Here is an 18,972-nt window from a genome sequence, read left to right on the forward strand (position 1 = left end):
CGTCAGTGGTCCTCGGTAGCCATGATCCGTCATCCCGGGACCCGGTGGTCACCGCACCCGTCGTCCCGGGACCCGGTGGTCACCGCACCCGTCGTCCCGGGACCCGGTGGTCACCGCACCCGTCAGGACGAGGCCGGGGGCGACCCGGCGCCGTACGCGTCCAGGGCGGCCGTGAGCCGGTTCAGCCGGGCGCCCAGGTCCTGGATCTCGGCGAGGTCCAGGCCGGTCGCCCCGGCGATCCGGCGCGGCACCTCGCCGGCCCGCTCGCGCAGCGCCACGCCCTCCGCGGTCAGCCCGACCTCCACCGACCGCTCGTCGCGCGCGCTGCGCTCGCGCCGGACCAGGCCCGCCGCCTCCAGCCGCTTGAGCAGGGGCGAGAGCGTGCCGGAGTCGAGCCGCAGCCGCTCGCCGAGCTTCTTCACCGGCAGCTCCCCGTCCTCCCACAGCACCAGCATCACCAGGTACTGCGGGTAGGTGAGCCCGAGGTCCTTGAGGACGACGCGGTAGACGCCGTTGAAGGCGCGCGAGGCGGCGTTGAGCGAGAAGCAGATCTGCTGGTCGAGGCGGAGCCAGTCCGTTGCGGGCGTGGTCATGGCTCCAGGGTAGCGGGGCACGGATTGCGCGTCATTCAGTTGTGCACAACTTAATTGTGTGTCACAGTTGGTGTCGTCGGGGGCCGGAAGGCCGGACGCCCGGCACGCTTCTCGCCAGATCTCTTCAGAGGGAAGGTTCCCCATGGACGCGCTCTACACCGCCGCCGCCACCGCCACCCACGGCCGCGAGGGCCGCACCGTCAGCTCCGACGGCAAGCTCGACCTCGCGCTCAGCGCCCCCGCCGAGCTGGGCGGCGACGGCAAGGGCACCAACCCCGAGCAGCTGTTCGCCGCCGGGTACGCCGCCTGTTTCGGCAGCGCCCTCGGTGTCGTCGGCCGGCAGGCGAAGGTCGACGTCAGCGAGGCGGCGGTGACCGCCGAGGTCGGCATCGGCAAGCAGGGCGAGGGCTTCGCGCTCGCCGTCACCCTCCGGGTCGAGCTGCCCGAGGGCGTGGACGAGGAGACCGGCCGCAAGCTGGTCGAGCAGGCCCACCAGGTCTGCCCCTACTCGAACGCCACCCGCGGCAACATCCCGGTCGAGCTCGTCATCGAGTAGATCCCCCCGGCCCGTCTTCCGGGCAGGGCTCACCCGACCCGCGCCAGCACCTCGCCCGTCCGTTCGCTCCACGCCACCACCACCGCCTCCTCGGGCACCGGCTGCCAGCGCGTCAGCAGCAGCCAGCGGACATGGTGACGGCGGACCACGGCGGCGCGCTCCGCGCGGGTCGAGCCGGGCGCCAGGTACGCCTCGACGTCGGCCACCCGCCGTCGGCGGTCCCGTTCGTCGAGCGAGGGGTCCGGCCAGGCGGGCGCCGCGAGGTTGGGCCCGTACCCGGCGATGGCGTGCCCGGCGTAGTAGCCGTCGGTGATCACGACCTCGCCGGGACCGATGTGCCGCGCCGCCCACGCGTACGCCGGCCAGCGTGGTGGCTGCTCGAAACCGACCGGGTCCAGCCCGCGCGGCACCACCGCCCCGGCGTGCACCGCGAGGAAACCCACCAGGGCCCCCGCGGTCGCGGCGCAGCCCAGGACCCGCCGCCACCGCCCCCACGGCCGGGGCGCCGCCAGCTCCACCGCGAGGGCGAACTGCAACGGCACCAGCGTCAGCCCGAGGATGCGGCCGTAGGTGTAGTGGCCGCTGAACCAGCCGTACGCCACCACCGCGCAGTCCAGCGCGAACATCAGCACCAGCGGGTCCCGCGCCGAGCGCCGACCGCGCAGCCACAGCGCCGGCAGCCCGAGCAGGGCCAGCCAGAACTCGCCGGGCAGATCCAGGTACAGCACCCGGTGCATGCCGTCCACGCTGTCGTCCCCGGCCAGCGCGAACACGTCGAAGTACGGCCACACCGCCGCCGAGGCCGCCGCCGCGGCGCCCGTCAGGGCCCACCGTCCGACGACCGCCGCGCGCCACCCGCGCTGCCAACCGCCCACCAGGGCCACCGCGCCCAGCGCCGCCGCCACCGAGGTGATCGGGTGGACGAGGAGGATCAGACCGTAGAGGACGCCCAGGCCCGCGTACCCGGGCAGGCCGCGCAGCCCGCTCGGTCCCAGGTAGCGCACCCGGCGCGCGTCCCGTGCCCGGGCGCCGGTGAGCGCCCAGGCCCAGAAGGTGAGCCCGATCGCGAAGGCCGACGGGTAGCCCAGGTTGCCGGTCATCGACATCAGGCCGAGATAGCCGCTCCACCAGGCCCGCTCGGTCCCCCACAGCAGCGTCATCGCGCCCAGCGCCAGCACCGGCGCCCACGGCCGGGGGGAGAACACCCTGACGAAGCGGCCCAGGCCGGTCAGCAGGACCAGCAGGTTCACCGGCCCGGCCAGCCGCACCACCTCCCAGCCGCCCAGGCCGGTCAGCCGGGCGAACAGGCCCTGCGCCACCGCGTAGGGCGAGTAGTAGGCGCTGCCCGCGCCGGGCAGGTCGGCCATCGGATGGCGGGGGTGGAGGAGATCGGCCTTCAGGCGCTCGACGACGGCCGCGTGCTGTCCGGCGTCGCAGCACAGCGGCACCGCCCAGTACGCCAGCGACATCAGCAGGAAGAACAGGAAGCCGGCGACCTGGTACGGGGTGGGGCGCCAGGCGCGGCCGCCGCGCAGCGCCGTCGCGCCGCGCACGGGCCGCCGGACGAGGACGCCGGCGCTCACGGAAGAGATGACTGGTGGGACATTCGGGGCATTTGCCGTATGTTCCCGTCGGGGTCAACGACATGAACCCAAGTCACCTCATCGAGTGATCCTCAGTTGATCGCACGGGCCCGGTCGGTGTGCCCCTGCGCCGGCAGCGCCACCCGGCCCCGCACCACCGGCTCCAGCAGCATCGGCACCCCCACCACCGGCAGCAGCCACGCCAGCACGATCAGCCGCCCGCCCCAGATGTCGATGTCCGGATGCGCGGCCTGGGTGAGGATCCCGGTGGACGCGGCCGCGACCAGGAAGACGCCGACCGCGCCCCCGCGCCGCAGCGCACCCCACGCCCCCGCCCCCAGGGCCGCCGCGAACAGCGGCTCCCACGCCTGGCGGCGCAGCCACTCCACCCAGAAGTTGCCCTGCAACTGCCAGAACTCCGGCCACGGGTCCGCCCGGTCGGGCCGGGCGAAGTGCCCGGTGAGCAGGTCCTGGAGGCTGTCGGACACGGTCGGGTAGTGCAGCAGCCGCGCCAGGACCATGGTCAGGGCCGCGCCGCACAGGCCGGTCACCGCGATCGCGAGCACGTCCCGGCCGGGCGGCCGGCCCCGCCGGTACCGCCGCACGGCCAGCAGTGCGCCCGCAGCCGCCAGGCACAGCCCGAGGAAGAGCGCCTGGGAGTGCTTGACGGCGAACAGCGCGAGCAGCGACCCGGCGACCAGCAGGAGCCCGGCCCGTCCGCGCCCGGCCCGCAGCACCAGCGCACAGCCCCACACCGCCGCCAGGGTCAGCGCCATCAGCAGCCCCTCGGCCATCGGCCGCATGGCCGTCGTGCCGCTCGGCAGCACGTAGTAGAGCGCCTGTCCGGTCAGCGCGAGCGGTACCGGGACCGACAGGGTGCGCAGGATCAGGAAGACCAGCACCCCGCCCGCGCAGGCGAGCACGACCCCCGCGGCCCACAGCCCCCAGGCCGCCCCGAAGGCCAGGACGAACGGCACCAGGAACGCCGGGTAGCCGGGCCGCGCCTCGAAGATCCGCATGAAGCGTTCCTCCATGTACGGCACGGTGTGCCCGCCGGTCTGCCCGGCCGCCAGCCGCGGCTCCACCTGCCGCCACTGGCGCTGCCGGCACTCGGCCGCGACCCGCTCGGCGGGGTCGGGGCGGTGGAACCGGACCACGTGCACGCTCTGGTCGCGGCGGGCCGCCGAGGCCTGGCTCGCACACACGTAGTCGATGGTGGCGGCCGCCACCCCGCGCTTGCTCTCCCCGGTGAGACTCAGGGCGTACGCCAGGTAGTTCTTCGTGTCGGGGGTGTCCCGGCCGGTGGTGTTCGCGAGCTGGAGCACGGCGAACAGGGCCGCCAGCACCAGCACCCAGCCGCGCGGCCTCACGAGGAGGTCAGCAGGTCGCGGCGGGCCTGGGCGGCCCGGGCCCCGGGGACGGCCGGCGGCTGCGGCTCGGGCATCCGCTCGCCCAGCAGCAGCGTCCGCACGACCCGCTCGGCGGCCCTGCCGTCCTCGTACTCGCAGTACCGGGCCCGGAAGGCGGACCTGAGCCGCGCCGCCTCCTCGTCCCCCCACGCCCCGGAGTCCAGCAGCCACGCCAGCTCCCGGTACGAACGCGAGACGTGCCCCGGCGCCTCGGCGGTGATGTCGAAGTAGGCGCCGCGGCTCGCGGTGTAGGCCGCCCAGTCGTCGGCGTGGATGACGACCGGGCGGTCCAGGAGGACGTAGTCGAACATCAGGGCGGAGTAGTCGGTGATCAGCAGGTCGGAGGCGAGCATCAGGTCCTCCACGTGCGGCTCGTCCGTCGCGTCGACCAGGACGCCCCGCCGGTGCAGCTCCGACAGGCCCAGACCGCGCGCCGGTCCGGTGGCCAGCGACGGGTGCAGCCGTACCACCAGGGTGTGCCCCTCCCCGAGGTCGGCGGCGAGACGGGCCAGGTCGATCCGGTCGACGTGCCCGCCCCGCCGGTACTCGCGGCGGGTCGGCGCGTACAGCACGACGGTGTGCCCCTCGGGGACGCCGAGCCGCTCACGCACCCGGCGGCCGTCCTCCGGGCCCGCGTTCACCAGCACGTCGTTGCGCGGGCTGCCGGTGCGCGCGGAGGCGAAGTGGCACGGGTACGCCCGTTCCCACACCCGCTCCGCGTACCGGCCCGCGACCAGGCTGTGGTCCCAGCGGTCGGCCCGGCGCAGCATCTGCGGCACGTCCAGGCCGTGCCGGGCGCCGGGCCGGCCCAGCAGGTCGACGCCCATGTACTTCAGCGGCGTGCCCTGGTGGGTGTGGATGTGGACGCTGCCGGGGCGCTTGGCCACCGCACCGGGCCAGTTGACGTTGTTGACGAAGAACGCCGCCCGCTCGGTCACCCGGCGGTAGGCCGCGCTGCCGAGGACCACGTGCTCCGTGTCCGGCGGCAGCAGCGGCACGTCCTCCTCGTCGCGCACCACCCACACCCCGCGCAGGTGCGGGGCGATCTCGCGGGCCTTGCGGTGGATCGCCGCCGGATCCCCCAGCACACCCCGGTGGGAGAACGCCGAGTACACGACGAGATCCTCGGCCGGCGGGCGGCGCGTGTGCACCGCGGTCCTGACCCGCCCCGCACGCCCGGCGACCGCCCCGCGCACCTGCCGCGCCCGCCGCTGAAGCTCCCGGCCCGCCCGCTCGGACCGTCGCCGCAGGCGGTACGCGGTGTACCCGCCCTCCAGGACGCGCAGCTCGGCCGGAACCTCGGCGCCCTCCGGCCGGTAGGCGCGGAACATCTCGGCGGTCCGGCCGAAGAACTCGGCCCGGTCGGACGGCGGCAGCCGGTCCGGCTTGCTCAGGATGTCCAGGCAGTGCTCGCCCATCTTGGTGTGCAGGAACGGCCGCCACCGGGCCAGCTCCGGACGGGCGTCGAGGAACGCGAACACCCGCTCGTACTGCGCGTGGACGTCGAAGTGCTTGCGGCTGGTGGTGGACAGGATGTTGCCCTGGCGCCGCTGGCGGTAGTTCAGGCAGATCCGGTCCAGCGCGGCGATCCGCCCGGCGCTGAACATGACCGGGAACGTCCAGGGCGTGTCCTCGTAGTAGCCCGGCGGGAAGGTGAAGCCCTCCCGCTCCACGAAGTCGCGCCGGTAGACCTTGTTCCACACCACCATCAGCAGGTCGAGGATCTCCGGGTGCCCGGCGGCGGTGAAGGTGCCCTCGCCGGCCTCCGCCAGGACCCGGGCCAGGGCGTTGCGCCGGGTGCCGCCCCACCAGTAGGTGCGCGCGTAGTCGAAGACGAGGACGTCGGGGTCGTCGGTCTCCGCGAGCCGGTCGGCCATCGCGCGCAGGGCGCCCGGGGTCAGGGAGTCGTCGCTGTCGAGGAAGAAGAGGTAGTCGCCGGTGGCGTGCGGCAGCCCGGCGTTGCGGGCCCGGCCGAGGCCCACGTTCTCCGTCAGGTGCAGCACCCGCACCCGGTCGTCGCGGGCCGCGTACTCGTCGAGGACGGCGCCGCTGCCGTCCGGCGAGCAGTCGTCGACGGCGACGACCTCGATGTCCCGGTAGGACTGGTCCAGGACCGAGTCCAGGCACTCGCGCAGGAAGCCCTGCACCTTGAAACAGGGGAGGATGACGCTGAAGCGGGGCACTGCGGGATCAGCTCCTTACGAGGGTGGCGGCGGCGGGGGCCGGGACGCGCTCCGCGAGCGGGGTCACGGGCGGGAGCGCCTCGGGCGGCTCGCCGAGCAGCACCCGGCGCACCACGCGCTCGGCGGCCCGGCCGTCGTCGAAGTCGCAGAACCGCTCGCGGAAGGCGGCCCGCAACGCCGCCGACTCCCGGCCGGCGAAGGTGCCGTCGCGGAAGAGGCGGGCCAGCTCCCGCGGTGTCCGCGCCACCGGGCCGGGCGGCGCCGCCATCAGGTCGAAGTAGACCCCGCGGGTCTCCCGGTAGACCTCCCAGTCGTGTGCGTACACGACGATCGGCCGGTCCAGGTTGGCGTAGTCGAACATGATCGACGAGTAGTCGGTGATCAGCGCGTCGGCGGCCAGGCACACGTCCTCCGAGGAGCGGTGCGCGGTCACGTCGATGATCCGGCCGCTGCTCGCGGCGCCGCCCCGGTCGTAGAAGTAGTGGGCCCGCAGCAGCACGACGACGTCCTCGCCGGCCGCCTCGCAGAACGCCTCCAGATCCAGGCCGCCGGCGCCGAACCCCGCCTCGTGGTCGCGGTGCGTCGGCGCGTACAGGACGGCCGTCCTCCCCTCCGGGACGCCCAGCTCGCGCCGGACGCGGGCGACGTCGTCGGCGGTCGCCGTGCAGTAGACGTCGTTGCGCGGATAGCCGTACTCCAGCTGCTCGTACGAGCCGGGGAAGGCGCGCTCCCACATCTGGGTGGAGTGGCGGTTGGCGCAGAGGTTGTAGTCCCAGCGGTCCACCCGGCCGAGCAGCCTGGTGAAGCTGCCGCTGGCCGCCGCAACCACGGGGTACGTCGACTGGTCGACGCCCATCGTCTTCAGCGGCGTGCCGTGCTGGGTCTGCACGTGCACGCTGCCGGGGCGCTTGACGACGCCCTCGGCGAAGTTGGCGTTGTTCACCAGGTACGTGGCGCGGGCCAGCACCTCCCAGTAGCGCCGGCTGCCGATGACCGCGTGGTCGACGTCCTTCGGGACGGTGTGCGCCTGGTCCGCCTCGACGAGGAAGACCGACCGCAGGTGCGGGGCGAGTTCGCGGGCCTTGGCGTGGATCGCGGCCGGGTTGCAGGCGTAGCCGCGGCCCCAGTAGGCGCAGTACACGACGAGGTTCGGGTCGAGCGGGCGGCGCAGCGCGCGGCGGTAGCGCAGCCGGGTGCGCAGCCCGTGCGGGCGCGGCAGCCGCAGCAGGACGCCGGAGGCGGCGCGGTGGGCGGCGCGCAGCGCGCGGAAGCCGGTGTAGGACCCGGAGGCCAGCAGCCGGTGCTGGACGCCGAGCCGGCCGCCCGGCGGCCGGAAACCGGCGGGACGGTGGCGCCGGTAGAGGCGGCTCGCGCGGCGGAAGAAGGCACGGCGGCCCCGTCGGGTCAGGCGCCGCGGATGGGTGGCCGTCTTCAGGACCGCCGCGAAGAGCTGCTCGAACAGCGGCCCGAGCCGCTCGGCCGGCAGCCCACGCTCCTCGGCGTGCGCGAGGGCCCGTTCGGCCTGGTCGAGGAGGTCCGCGTGGTGCTCGCCCGGCAGGCTCAGCCGGCTGCCCTGCCGGCGCACCAGATGCCGCACGACCACCGACCGCAGCACCGTGACGCGCTCGGCGCGCGCCGCGACCAACGCGCCGAAGCCGACGTCGGTGAAGTGCCCGTCGGGGAAGTCCAGTCGCCGCTCGGTGAGGAAGGTGCGGCGGTAGACGGCGCTCCAGGCGGGCAGCCGCACGCCGGTGAGGTGCGGGGCGCGGTCGGGGGTGAAGGCGCCGTCCGGGGCCTTCGCCAGCAGCGGGGCCGCCGGGTTGGCCGGCTCGCCCTCCCACCAGGGCACCCGCTCGTGCTCGAAGTACAGGACGTCGACGCCGCCGGTGTCCGCCAGCCGCGCGTCCAGCGCCGCCAGCGCGCCCGGGACGAGGACGTCGTCGCCGTCGAGGAACAGCAGGTACGCGCCGGTCGCCGCCCGCATCCCGGTGTTGCGCGCCCCGGCCAGCCCGGCCTCCGGCGGCGCGTGCACGGGCGCCACCCGGGAGTCCCGCTCGGCGCGCTCCTCCACGACGTCCGCCGCGGCGCGGTCCGGGGCGTCGTGGACCGGGATCAGCTCGAAGTCGCCGAAGGACTGGGCGAGGACGGAGTCCAGCGCCTGGGACAGCCGCCCCGCGACCCCATGGGACGGGACGATGATGCTGAAGCGGGGCATACTGCTCTTTCTCTCGTTGTCCTGGTCCGAAGGGAGCCCCCGCCGCTCACGCCGTGCGGCGGCCCGGCCGTCCCGTCGGCCGCACGGTGGACGGCCGGGGCGGCGTGGGCCGCTTCGAGCTGCGGGGCATGCGGACTCCCAGTGGACAAACGGCGGTCAGAGGCTGTCGGTGACGGTGCGCGGCCCGGCGGGTTGCGGCACGGTGGCCAGCGGGGGCCGGGCGAGGGCCGCGGCGGCGGAGGGCACGGGGCGGCGCGCGGCCGGCGGCACCACGGGCGGCAGGTCCGTCTCCCCGAGCACCACCCGGCGCACGACGCGCTCGGCGGCGCGCCCGTCGTCCCAGGGGCAGAACCGCTCCCGGAAAGCCGTCCTGAGCTGCGCGGACCGCGAGCCGCACCAGTGGCCGTCGGCGAAGATGTCGATCAGCTCGTCCTCGTCCCGGGCGATCGCTCCCGGCGGCAGCTCCCGCAGGTCGAAATAGGTGCCGCGGGCCGCCTCGTACGCCTCCGGCTCGTCGGCGTGGATCACGATCGGGCGGTCCAGACCGGCGTAGTCGAACATCAGTGCCGAGTAGTCGGTGACGAGCGCGTCCGAGGCCAGGCAGAGCGACTCCACGCTCGGGTGGTCGCTGACGTCGAGGACGCGGCCCGCGGACTCGGCGAGCGGGCCGCCGTTTCGGGGGTGGGCGCGAGCCAGCACCATGAAGCGCGGCCCGAGACGGGTCAGGACGCGCTCCAGGTCCAGGGCGGCGCGCTGGGTGCGCCGGTAGTCGCGGTGGGTCGGCGCGTACAGGATCGCGACCGTGCCGTCGGGGATGCCGAGGCTCTCCCGCAGCCGGGCCACGTCCGCGGCGGTCGCCCGCTGGAGGGCGTCGGTGCGGGGCTGGCCGTACTCCAGCGTGGTGTAGTCGCCGGGGTGGACGCGTTCCCAGGTCAGCGTGGAGTGGCGGTTGGCGGAGACGACGTAGTCCCAGGAGTCGACGTCGCGCAGCAGCCGGGCGAAGTCGGTGCCCCGCGCCGCCGCCGGGCGTTCCTGGAGGTCCAGGCCCATGTGCTTGAGGGGCGTCCCGGCCTGCGTCTGGATCAGCACCTGCCCCTTGCGCTTGACCAGGCCGGCGTCGAAGCCCGTGTTGTGCACGACGTACCGGGAGCGGGCCAGCGCCGTCCAGTAGGCGGCCGTGCCGGGGGTCAGGCGGCGCGGGCCGGGCGGGACGGTGTGGTGGTGCGCGGGGTCGGCGGCCCACGCCGTGCGCACGTGCGGCGCGAAGTCGCGGAACGCCTCCTCCAGCGCGCCCGGGTTGCAGCCGTGCCCGCGGTCGCCGTGGGCCGCGAAGACGGCGCGGTCGGCGCGCAGCGGGAGACGGCGCTGGACGCGGTAGTGCAGGCGCAGGGCGCCGGCCCGTGCGGTGCGCAGCAGCTTCGTCGTCACCTTCACCGTCCGGCGGCGCAGGGCCGACGCCAGCCGCAGGGTCTCGTAGGTGCGGCGCAGGCCGAGCCGGAGCAGGGCGTGGCGCAGCCGCACGGGCAGCGGGGCGGGGGCGCCGGGGACCCGGTAGCGGCGGCAGTGGACGCGGGCCCGGCGCAGGAACTCCGCGCGCAGGGACCGCGGGAGGCGGTCGGGGCGGGTGAACACCGTCGTCAGGTGGTCGGCCATGCGGCGGTAGAGCACCGGCCGCCAGCGGGTCCGCTCCGGGTGCGACTCCAGGAACGCGAAGACGCGGTCGTACTGCGCGAAGACGTCCAGGTGCCGTTCGCTCGGGGTGCCCAGGATGCTGCCGCGCCGGCGCTGCCGGTAGTGGACGCAGACCCGGTCCAGGGTGGCGAGGGACTCCGCCGTCAGCAGGACCGGGTACGTCCACGGGGTGTCCTCGTAGTAGCCCGGCGGGAAGGTGAAGCCCTCGCGTTCGGCGAACTCGCGCCGCACCGCCTTGTTCCAGGCCACCATCAGCAGCTTCAGCAGCCCCGGCCGGTCGGTGAGCCGGAACGGTGCCGGGCCCCGCTCGGTGAGGTGCGCGGCGGCCTGGTTGCGGACCGCCTCGCCCGACCAGTGCGTCCGCGCGTAGTCGTAGACCAGGACGTCCGGCTCGCCGGTCTCCTTGATCCGGTCCGCGATCGCCCTGAGCGCGTCCGGGGTCAGGGTGTCGTCACCGTCGAGGAAGACCAGGTAGTCGCCGGTCGCCCGCTCCATCCCGGCGTTGCGGGCGGGGCCGAGGCCCTGGTTCTCGGGCAGGTGCACGACGCGCACGCGCGGGTCGCGGGCCGCGAACTCGTCGGCGATCGCACCGCAGGCGTCCGGCGAGCAGTCGTCGACCGTGATCACCTCGAGGTCCGGGTACGACTGCGACAGCACCGATTCCAGGCACTCGTGCAGATACGCCTGCACCTGGTACGCGGGGACGATGACACTGAACCGGGGCACGGGACATCCATGGGTCGGCGGGGTCGGCGCGGGCGTTCTGCCCGGGAACGGCCGATGGAGTGACTTGGTTACGGTCCCTGCGGCATTCGGGGGACCGTCGCGCCGGCGCATGCCCCGTACGAAGGAGGGGGCGGACCGGTGTCCGGTCCGCCCCCTCAAGCGTGCTGCCCCGGCGCCTACTTGACGGCGCCCGCCATCACGCCGGAGACGAACTGCCGCTGGAACGCGAAGAACACGGCCAGCGGGATCACCATGGAGATGAACGCGCCCGGCGCCAGGACGTCGATGTTGTTGCCGAACTGCCTTACCTGCGTCTGCAGGGCGACCGTGATCGGCTGGCTCCCGGAGTCCGAGAAGATCAGCGCGACCAGCATGTCGTTCCACACCCACAGGAACTGGAAGATGCCGAGGCTCGCGATCGCGGGCCCGCCCAGCGGCATCACGACCCGGGCGAACAGCCGCAGCTCACCCGCGCCGTCGAGCCGGGCGGCCTCCAGCAGCTCTCTGGGGATCTCCGCGAAGAAGTTCCGCAGCAGGAACACCGCGAAGGGCAGACCGAAGCCGACATGGAAGAGGATCACGCCGACGATCGACCCGAACAGGCCGATCTTCCCGAAGAGTTCGGCGATCGGGATCAGCGCGACCTGCACGGGCACGACCAACAGCCCCACCACGGCGAGGAACCACCAGTCGCGGCCCGGGAACTCCATCCACGCGAAGGCGTACCCCGCCAGCGACCCGATGACCACGACCAGGACCGTCGCCGGGACCGTGATCAGGACGGTGTTGAACAGGGAGGAGGTGATGTCGCCGTTCTTCAGCAGCTCCTCGTAGCTCTGGAAGGTGAGCTGGGAGGGCTTGGTGAAGACCTCCCACCAGCCGCTCGACGCCATGTCCCGGGGCGTGCGCAGCGAGGACAGCAGCAGACCGATCGTCGGGACCAGCCAGAACAGGCCGACCACGATCAGGAAGACCCGGACCAGTCCGCCGCTGACGCCCTCGGCGAGCCGCGACCCGAGCGACCGCTTCGCCTCCCGGGCGGTCCCGGGCGACGCCGGTGCCGTCTTCGTGAGGGAGCCCGCGTCCGTGGTCATCGCCGCACCTCCCGCCTCAGCCGCCGTACGTTGAACCACATCACCGGGATCACCAGGAGCAGCAGGAACACCGCGATGGCGCTGGCGATGCCCGGCTGGTCGGAGGCGAAGCCCTTGCGGTACAGCTCCAGGGCGAGCACGTTCGCGTCGTCCTGGGAGGAACCGGGGGCGATGATGAAGACCAGGTCGAAGACCTTCAGCACGTTGATCATCAGGGTGACGGCCACGACCGCGAGCACCGGCGCCAGGAGCGGCACCGTGACCCGTCTGAAGACCTGCCACTCGTTGGCCCCGTCGACCCGGGCGGCCTCCAGCAGCTCCCGCGGGACCCCGGCCAGCCCCGCCGCGATCAGCACCATCGCGAAGCCCGCCCACATCCACACGTACGACCCGATGATGGCCGGGGTGACGAGCGAGGGGCCGAGCCAGTCCAGGCCGTTGTAGGGCTCCTTGAAGTTGTCGGCGGGGAGCCTGAGCAGTGCTCCTTCGGCGGCGGCGGGCAGCGTGAAGGTGCCGTCGCCGGCCGCCGTCGTGGAGGCGACGACCTCGCCGTCCTTCACCGCCTCGATCTTCATGCCCGCGTAGCCCAGTTCGGCCGCGTCGACGCCGTTGAGCTTCCCGACGCCCTTGCCGCGGGTGAAGTCCTGCCAGGCGGTGCCGGTGATGCTCCCGTCCTCCGGCTCGGCGGGCGCGGCCTTCTCCGCGCCGTCCGGCATCATGTCGGGGGCGACGCCGACCAGGGGCAGGACGACGGCCGCGCCGGCCCGCACCGGCTCCTTGGTGACGAAGGCGCCCCCGCCGGCCGGCTCCAGCGGCGAGTCGCGGCCCGGGTGCGCCTTCGGGAAAGCGGACGACTCGGCGAAGGTGTCGTGCACCCCGACCCACACCGCGTTGGCGACGCCCTTGTCCGGGTCCTGGTCGTACACCAGGCGGAAGATGATGCCCGCCGCGAGCATCGAGATCGCCATCGGCATGAAGACGACCAGCTTGAACGCCGTGCCCCAGCGCACCCGTTCGGTCAGCACCGCGAAGATCAGGCCGAGCGCGGTGGCGACCGTCGGCGCGAACACCACCCAGATGATGTTGTTCTTGAGGGCGGTGCGGATGCCGTCGTCGGTGAACAGGGCCTGGTAGTTGTCGAATCCGGCGAAGGAGTCGCCGGACTGGTCGTAGAAGCTGCGGATCAGCGAGTACCCGATCGGGTAGACCACGAGCGCGCCGAGCAGCACCAGGGCGGGCAGCAGGAACAGCACCGCCACGGCCCTGCGGGTGCCGGTCACGCTCTTGCGCGACTTGGGGGCGGCGGGGCCCGGTGCGGTCCCCGCCGCCGTGACCGACGTCATCGCGTCAGTCCCCGTAGGCGGCGGCCGCGTCCGCCTCCAGCCGCTCCTGCGTGCCCGCGACGTCCTTCGGGTTCTTCAGGAAGTCCTGCAACGCCTTCCACTCGCCCTTGCCGGGCGTGCCGCCGAAGGCCTGCGGGGCCTGGTCCGACATGTCGAAGCGGAAGTCGTCACCGGCCGCGACGAGCGCCTCGGCGATCTTCTTCTGCACGTCGTTCGGGTACGCCGACGCCGCCACGTTCTTGTTCGGCGAGAGGTAGCCGCCGAGCTTGGCCTGGATCGTCGCCGCGTCCGGCGAGGCCAACCAGGTGGCCAGGGCCTGCGCCGCCTTCGAGTCCTCCAGGACCACGGCCGCGTCGCCGCCGGACACCACCGGCGCGGTGCCGCCGACCGACGGGAAGGGGAAGACCTTCGCGTCCGTGCCGACCTCCGCGTCCGTCTCGCCGATGTTGACCTGGACGAAGTCGCCCTCGTAGACCATGCCCGCCTTGGGCTGGTCGCCGCCGGTGAAGGTCTGCGTCACCGAGGCCGGGAACTCGGTCTGCAGCGCGCCGGAGGCGCCGCCCGCCACGTAGTCCTTCTTGCCCCAGATCTCGGCGAGGGTGGTCAGCGCCTCCTTCACCGACGGGTCCGTCCACTTGATCTCGTGCTTGGCCAGCTGGTCGTACTTCTCCGGGCCGGCCTGCGAGAGGTAGACGTTCTCGAACCAGTCGGTGAGGGTCCAGCCGTCCGCGCCGCCGACCGAGAACGGCGTGACGCCGGAGTCGTAGATCGTCTGGGCGGCGGTGAGCAGCTCGTCCCAGGTCTTGGGTTCGGCGGCGCCCGCGTTCTCGAAGACCTGCGCGTTGTACCAGATCAGCGACTTGTTGGCGGCCTTGTAGTAGACGCCGTACTGCTTGCCGCCGACCTTGCCTATCTCCTGCCAGCCCGGCGAGTAGTTCTCCGCCAGCTCCTTGGCGGCCTCCGCGCCCAGCGGCTTGGCCCAGCCCTTGTCGACGGCCTGCTTGATGGCCCCGGGCTGCGGCAGCATCGCCACGTCCGGCGGCGCACCGCCCGCGATCTTCGAGCCGAGGAAGTTGATGATCGGGTCCTGGGCGGGCACGAAGGTCACCTTGGCGCCGGTGCGCTTCTCGAACTCGGCGAGGACCTTCTTGAAGTTCTCCTGCTCGGCGCCCGTCCAGACGGCGGCGACCTCCAGGCTCTCGCCGTCCAGCTTCGGCAGGGTGACGGTGGCGGCCGTCTCCTTGCCGCCCCCCTCACCGGCGTTCTCGTCGCCGCCCTTGTCGTCGTCGCCGCCGCACGCGGTGAGCGAGAGCGCGAGGGCCCCCGCGGCGAGGGCGGCGGCGGCCCGGGTGGTCCCCTTCGCGGCTCTGCCCGTGCCCTTGACGGTCCTGCGTGTCCCCATGGTGCTGTTCGTGCGCATCACTGCCCCGTTCTTCGTCCACGTCGAACGTCCGGCGCGTCCCGTGCGCTCTGGTGTACGCCAGGGGGGTGAGGGCGGCAAGAGCGCCTCCGCTGTCGAGCGGGGGATCGTGACCGCGTCGTGACCAGGCACCGGGCGCCGGGCAGTGAGCACCGGCACCGGCGCCAGGCAGTGAGCACCGGCACCGGCACCAGGCACCAGGCACCGAGCACCGACACGGGCGCCGGCACCGAGCACCGGCACGGGCGCCGGCACCGAGCCCCGGCACCGGCGCCGAGCACCGGCACCGGCGCCGTCGTCCGGAGGGCGGCCGTGCGGCGAGAGGGTGCGCGGCCCCGTGAGGCGGACGGGCACCGTCGGGCCGGCCCTCGGCCCCCCGGGCCGCGGAGCCCGCCTCGGGCGGCGTCTTCGGTGGGCCGGTCGGCGGCCGGGGTCACAGCAGCGACGGCACCTCCGCCGCCGCCACCTCCCGTGCCGCCCGCTCCAGCGCGCTGGCCAGCAGGGCCAGGTCCGTGGGCCCGTTGCCCAGCTCCCGGACGGGGCGCCGGGCGGGCGGGTCGCCCATGCGGTGCCACTCCAGCGGGACCACCGTGGGCCGCAGGGTCGCCGTCCGCGGGATGCGCCCCGTGACCCGGCCCCCCTGGAACACCACGACCTGGCCGTCCGGGCGGGTCAACCGCCCCCGCCCCGGCGCCGGTTCGTCCGGGCCCGGCACCGGCGCGTCGAGGGCGACCCGCAGCGTGGCGCGCGACGAGGGCTCCGTCTGGGAGGTGCGGCCCCCGGGCGTGGTGGCGGCCACCAGATGCACGCCGAGCCGCTCGCCCTCCCGCGCGACGGCCTCCAGCGCCCGCATCACCGACCCCGCCGCGGGCCGCCCGGGCGAGCCGAGCGGGGGAGTGACGAGTGCGTCGAGATCGTCCACGACCACGACGAGGCGGGGGAGCGGCGGTACGGCCTCCGCCCGGCGCCGGGCCGCGCCCGGCCGCAGCCGCAGGGTGGAACTGGGCGGGGACTCCACGTCCCCGGCGCCCGCCCCCGGACCGGACCCGGGCCCGTCCGCGGGGGCGCGCTGGGCGACCAGCCGGCCGGACACCTCCCGCCCGGTGTGCCACTCGGCGAAGTGCGACCGTCCGAGCAGCTCGGCGCGCCGCTTCAGCTCCGCGCTCAGGGACTGCGCGAACTCCCGCATGCGGACCGGGTCGTTGGCGGTGAGGTGCGTGGTGACGTGCGGTACGTCCGTGCAGACCCGCAGTCCCTCGCCGTGCCCGCCGCCCGCGCCCACGCTGTCCCGGCCGTCGACCAGGACGACGCCGAGGCGGTCGGGGCGTTCGGCGGAGGCGAGGGAGGCGACGAGCGCCCGCAGCAGCTCGGTGCGGCCGCTCCCCGGCGGGCCCTCGATCAGCAGGTGCGGCCCCTCGGCGCCGAGGTCCGCCGCGACCGGGCCGCGCGGTCCGGCGCCCAGCACGGCGTGCGCGCGGCCGCCGAGGGCCTGGGCGTCGTCGGCCGCGTCCGCCCAACGGGCCATCAGGGAGGCCGGGGTGGCGCGGGCGAGGCCCAACTCGTCGAGGAGCCGGGCCGCCTGGGGCAGCGGTGCGGACACGCGCGTGTGCCGCTCGCCGACCGGGCCGTCGGTGCGCAGCGGAGCCAGGGCGCGGGCGAACCGCTCGGCCCAGGCGAGGGAGACGGCGTCCACCGTGCCGAGCGTGCCGTGCCCGACCGGGCCGGGCGCGGCATCCGTGGAGCCGCCGCGCGCGACGCGCAGCAGCCGCAGGGCCGTCGCCACGTCCCCGCTGAGCAGCGCCACGGCACCGCAGCTCCGGAACACCGGCGACGCCGCGCAGGCCGCCTCGTAGGTCTCCGTCACCGGCGAGGTCGGGGAGGCGGCGGCCGTCTCGGCGAGGCACACGACGTGGATGCCGGCCCGCGGCCCCTCCAGGGTCAGGCGCGTCACCGTCTCGCGCACGTCCGCCCCGCCGGGGTCCCCGTCCACCACGACCACCGTGTACGGGCCCGGGAAGCCGCCGGCCGGTTCGGAGCCGTCGTCGGGCCGCGCCCACGAGGGCTGCCGGACGGTGTCGGCCGCCGGTGCCGCGCCGTGCCCCCGTGCGTCCCGCGCGAGGGCCGTCGGCTGGGCCGGGATCGTGCCGGCGGGGGCCGGTGGCCGTGCGCCGGAGCGGACGTCCGCCATGTGGTCCTCCAGGCGGCGCAGGAGTTCACCGGCGCGCGCCGCGGCCTGTTCGCGGTCGTAGGCGAGCAGCAGGCGGCAGTCCTGGCCGTGTCCCGGGCGCAGCTGCGGCAGCCAGCCCAGCCAGGACCATTCGGCGGCCCGGTCCGCGAGCGGGCGGGAGCGGTCCGCGCTGATCAGGACGATCTCCAGGACGTCGGCGGAGTGCAGCGCGGCGAGCTGGGCCAGCACCGAACGGGCCAGCCCGGCGAGCCGTCCGCGCGGGCCGGCCAGTCCGAGCGCGCCCACCTCGCGCAGCCCGGCGGTCACCGGGACGGCGGGCAGCGGCGCGTCGCCGCCGGGCGCCACCCGGTCGGCCGTGCCGAGCCGCACGGTGAGCGCCTCCGGGTGGCCCGGGCCGCGCTCCCACAGGCGGGGCCCCGGCCCGAGCGCCGTCAGCAGCAGCGAGGCGGGGTCCGGCCAGGTCTCCGGCGCGCGGGAGGTGCCGGTCGGGGCGGTCGGTGCCGGCCGGGCCGCCTCCTCGCCCGGGGCGTCCGCGTACGCCTCGGGTCCGGGCGTGTGCGGCGGGCCGCCGCGTCCGCCGGCCAGGCGCCGCGCCCACGCGCCGAGCCCGCCGCGCCGACGCGCGCCCTGCGGGGCGTCCGCGTCCCGCGGCGGCGTGGCCGCGGGTCCGGCGCCGTCGTCCGGGTGGGGGGGGCCGCCGGGGCCCGCGCTCCCGCCGAGGGCGGCCGTCGCTCCTGCCGTGAAGGCGTCCGGCCCGGCTCCGGCGCCGTGCGTGTCACCCGCGGCCGGGTACGAGCGCGGCGCTCCTGTCCCGGGGTCGTAGCCATGGCTCTCGATGCGGGGCGCGCCTCCCTGGCCGGGCACCTGAGGCGACCCGTCCGGCCCCGCGCCGTCGTCCGGAGCGGTGCCGTACCCCGCCGTGGGGTACCCCGCGGTGCCGTAGGCATGGTGGGTGGGGCCGCCGGAGACGGGCGGGTCCTGGCGACCGGTCCCGGGTCGTCCGTCCGGCGCGCCGGACGCGCGGGAGCCTCCGTCCACCGCGCCGGCCCGGGGCGCGGGGCCGCCCGCCCCTCCGGCCGCGGGAGGCCGTCCCGCCCCGTGCACGCCGCCGTCCGTGGTGTCGGCCGGGTGCCGGTGACCATGCGCCCCGGCACCGGGCCGGGCCGAACCCGCCGCAGGTCCGCCCGGGTACGGGGAGCCCGCCGCCCCGCTCGCCGGGGCGCGTCCCTCCACCGCGTCCGCCACGCGCGCGTGCACCACGTCGTCCCCGCCGAAGGCGGCGGACGTGCGGGCGGCCGGCAGCCGCACGTGTCCCTCGCCGTCGGAGGTCGTGGGCACCCGCGCCTCGTCCGCCGGAGGCACCGGCACGAGCCGCAGGGCGGACTCGCCGACCCGCAGCAGCGCCCCCGGCGCGAAGCGGACCGGGCGGTCGCCCACGCGGGTGCCGTCCAGGGTGGTGCCGTTGGTGGAGCCGAGGTCGGCCACCGAGACGCGGCCGTCGGCGGCGACGGTCACGGCGCAGTGCATCCGGGAGACGTCCGGGTCGTCCAGCGCGACGTCCGCCTCCGCCGAGCGGCCGAGCCGGACCTGGCCGCCGTGCAGCAGGTGCACGCCGCCCGCGTCGGGACCGGCGACCACGTGCAGCTGGGCCGGGACGTCGGCCGGTTCGGCGTGCGGGTCGGGCTCGCCCGGGGCGCCCACGCAGAGCACGGCGCCGTCCAGGAGCGGTGGCTCGCCGAGGGTGCTGCGCTGGGCGTCGAGCCGCTGCGCACCGGCGTAGAGGACCACCTGGCCGGAGCCCTGGCCCTCACCGCCGGGGAGCACGGCGGCCAGCGCGGAGGAGATCGCGGCCAGCGCGGTACCGGCCGGTGCGGTGACCAGCACGTCGCAGCTCGCGGCACGGCCCCCCACCGCGGCATGCGGGCCCAGCGGGTCTACGACGGTCAGCCGGATCTGCATCGCCGTCAGCG

General features: G+C 75.2%; 11 protein-coding genes. 1 reads left to right on the top strand and 10 read right to left on the bottom strand.

Features of this window, described 5'->3' with window-relative positions; translation table 11 throughout:
• Positions 1-122 precede the first annotated feature (122 nt).
• Positions 123-593: a MarR family winged helix-turn-helix transcriptional regulator gene (locus AC07FV_RS00160; RefSeq protein ID WP_479083552.1), complete on the bottom strand. Its 471-nt coding sequence runs from the start codon at positions 591-593 to the stop codon at positions 123-125.
• A 142-nt stretch (positions 594-735) separates the two neighbouring features.
• Here AC07FV_RS00160 and AC07FV_RS00165 point away from each other — a divergent pair, with 142 nt between their 5' ends.
• The gene (locus AC07FV_RS00165; protein WP_479083554.1) at positions 736-1,149 is read left to right on the top strand and encodes an organic hydroperoxide resistance protein; all 414 of its coding nucleotides are present in this window, start codon (positions 736-738) and stop codon (positions 1,147-1,149) included.
• A gap of 29 nt (positions 1,150-1,178) precedes the next feature.
• On the opposite strand, the gene AC07FV_RS00170 is transcribed toward AC07FV_RS00165, so the two are convergent.
• The 9 genes from AC07FV_RS00170 to AC07FV_RS00210 form a co-directional block, all read right to left on the bottom strand.
• Positions 1,179-2,732, bottom strand: a complete 1,554-nt coding sequence (locus AC07FV_RS00170; RefSeq protein ID WP_479083556.1) for a hypothetical protein — start codon at positions 2,730-2,732, stop codon at positions 1,179-1,181.
• A gap of 92 nt (positions 2,733-2,824) precedes the next feature.
• Positions 2,825-4,102, bottom strand: a complete 1,278-nt coding sequence (locus AC07FV_RS00175; protein WP_479083558.1) for a hypothetical protein — start codon at positions 4,100-4,102, stop codon at positions 2,825-2,827.
• On the bottom strand, positions 4,099-6,324 hold the full coding sequence (locus AC07FV_RS00180; protein WP_479083559.1) for a bifunctional glycosyltransferase/CDP-glycerol:glycerophosphate glycerophosphotransferase: 2,226 nt from the start codon (positions 6,322-6,324) through the stop codon (positions 4,099-4,101). Before AC07FV_RS00180 ends, AC07FV_RS00175 begins: the two co-directional genes overlap by 4 nt.
• A gap of 7 nt (positions 6,325-6,331) precedes the next feature.
• Positions 6,332-8,539 carry a bifunctional glycosyltransferase/CDP-glycerol:glycerophosphate glycerophosphotransferase gene (locus AC07FV_RS00185; protein ID WP_479083560.1) on the bottom strand — a complete coding sequence of 736 codons (2,208 nt, stop codon included), beginning with the start codon at positions 8,537-8,539 and terminating at the stop codon, positions 6,332-6,334.
• A gap of 156 nt (positions 8,540-8,695) precedes the next feature.
• Positions 8,696-10,957: a bifunctional glycosyltransferase/CDP-glycerol:glycerophosphate glycerophosphotransferase gene (locus AC07FV_RS00190; protein WP_479083562.1), complete on the bottom strand. Its 2,262-nt coding sequence runs from the start codon at positions 10,955-10,957 to the stop codon at positions 8,696-8,698.
• 176 nt (positions 10,958-11,133) lie between these two features.
• Positions 11,134-12,051, bottom strand: coding sequence for a carbohydrate ABC transporter permease (locus AC07FV_RS00195; RefSeq protein WP_383640035.1), 918 nt, complete (start codon positions 12,049-12,051; stop codon positions 11,134-11,136).
• Positions 12,048-13,394 (bottom strand): carbohydrate ABC transporter permease, encoded by a 1,347-nt coding sequence (locus AC07FV_RS00200; RefSeq protein WP_479083563.1) that lies wholly within the window; start codon positions 13,392-13,394, stop codon positions 12,048-12,050. Before AC07FV_RS00200 ends, AC07FV_RS00195 begins: the two co-directional genes overlap by 4 nt.
• Positions 13,395-13,398: 4 nt before the next feature.
• Positions 13,399-14,814 carry an ABC transporter substrate-binding protein gene (locus tag AC07FV_RS00205; RefSeq protein ID WP_479083564.1) on the bottom strand — a complete coding sequence of 472 codons (1,416 nt, stop codon included), beginning with the start codon at positions 14,812-14,814 and terminating at the stop codon, positions 13,399-13,401.
• Between the two features lie 433 nt (positions 14,815-15,247).
• Positions 15,248-18,961, bottom strand: coding sequence for an FHA domain-containing protein (locus AC07FV_RS00210; RefSeq protein ID WP_479084855.1), 3,714 nt, complete (start codon positions 18,959-18,961; stop codon positions 15,248-15,250).
• Between the last annotated feature and the right edge of the window lie 11 nt (positions 18,962-18,972).

It is taken from the genome of Streptomyces sp. NPDC045956 (assembly GCF_056430705.1).

Bases quoted from the DNA above. Each gene is read 5' to 3' on its own strand.
- AC07FV_RS00160 (WP_479083552.1), bottom strand. From the start codon at position 593: ATGACCACGCCCGCAACGGACTGGCTCCGCCTCGACCAGCAGATCTGC.
- AC07FV_RS00165 (WP_479083554.1), top strand. From the start codon at position 736: ATGGACGCGCTCTACACCGCCGCCGCCACCGCCACCCACGGCCGCGAG.
- AC07FV_RS00185 (WP_479083560.1), bottom strand. From the start codon at position 8,539: ATGCCCCGCTTCAGCATCATCGTCCCGTCCCATGGGGTCGCGGGGCGG.
- AC07FV_RS00195 (WP_383640035.1), bottom strand. From the start codon at position 12,051: ATGACCACGGACGCGGGCTCCCTCACGAAGACGGCACCGGCGTCGCCC.
- AC07FV_RS00200 (WP_479083563.1), bottom strand. From the start codon at position 13,394: ATGACGTCGGTCACGGCGGCGGGGACCGCACCGGGCCCCGCCGCCCCC.
- AC07FV_RS00205 (WP_479083564.1), bottom strand. From the start codon at position 14,814: ATGCGCACGAACAGCACCATGGGGACACGCAGGACCGTCAAGGGCACG.
- AC07FV_RS00210 (WP_479084855.1), bottom strand. From the start codon at position 18,961: ATGCAGATCCGGCTGACCGTCGTAGACCCGCTGGGCCCGCATGCCGCG.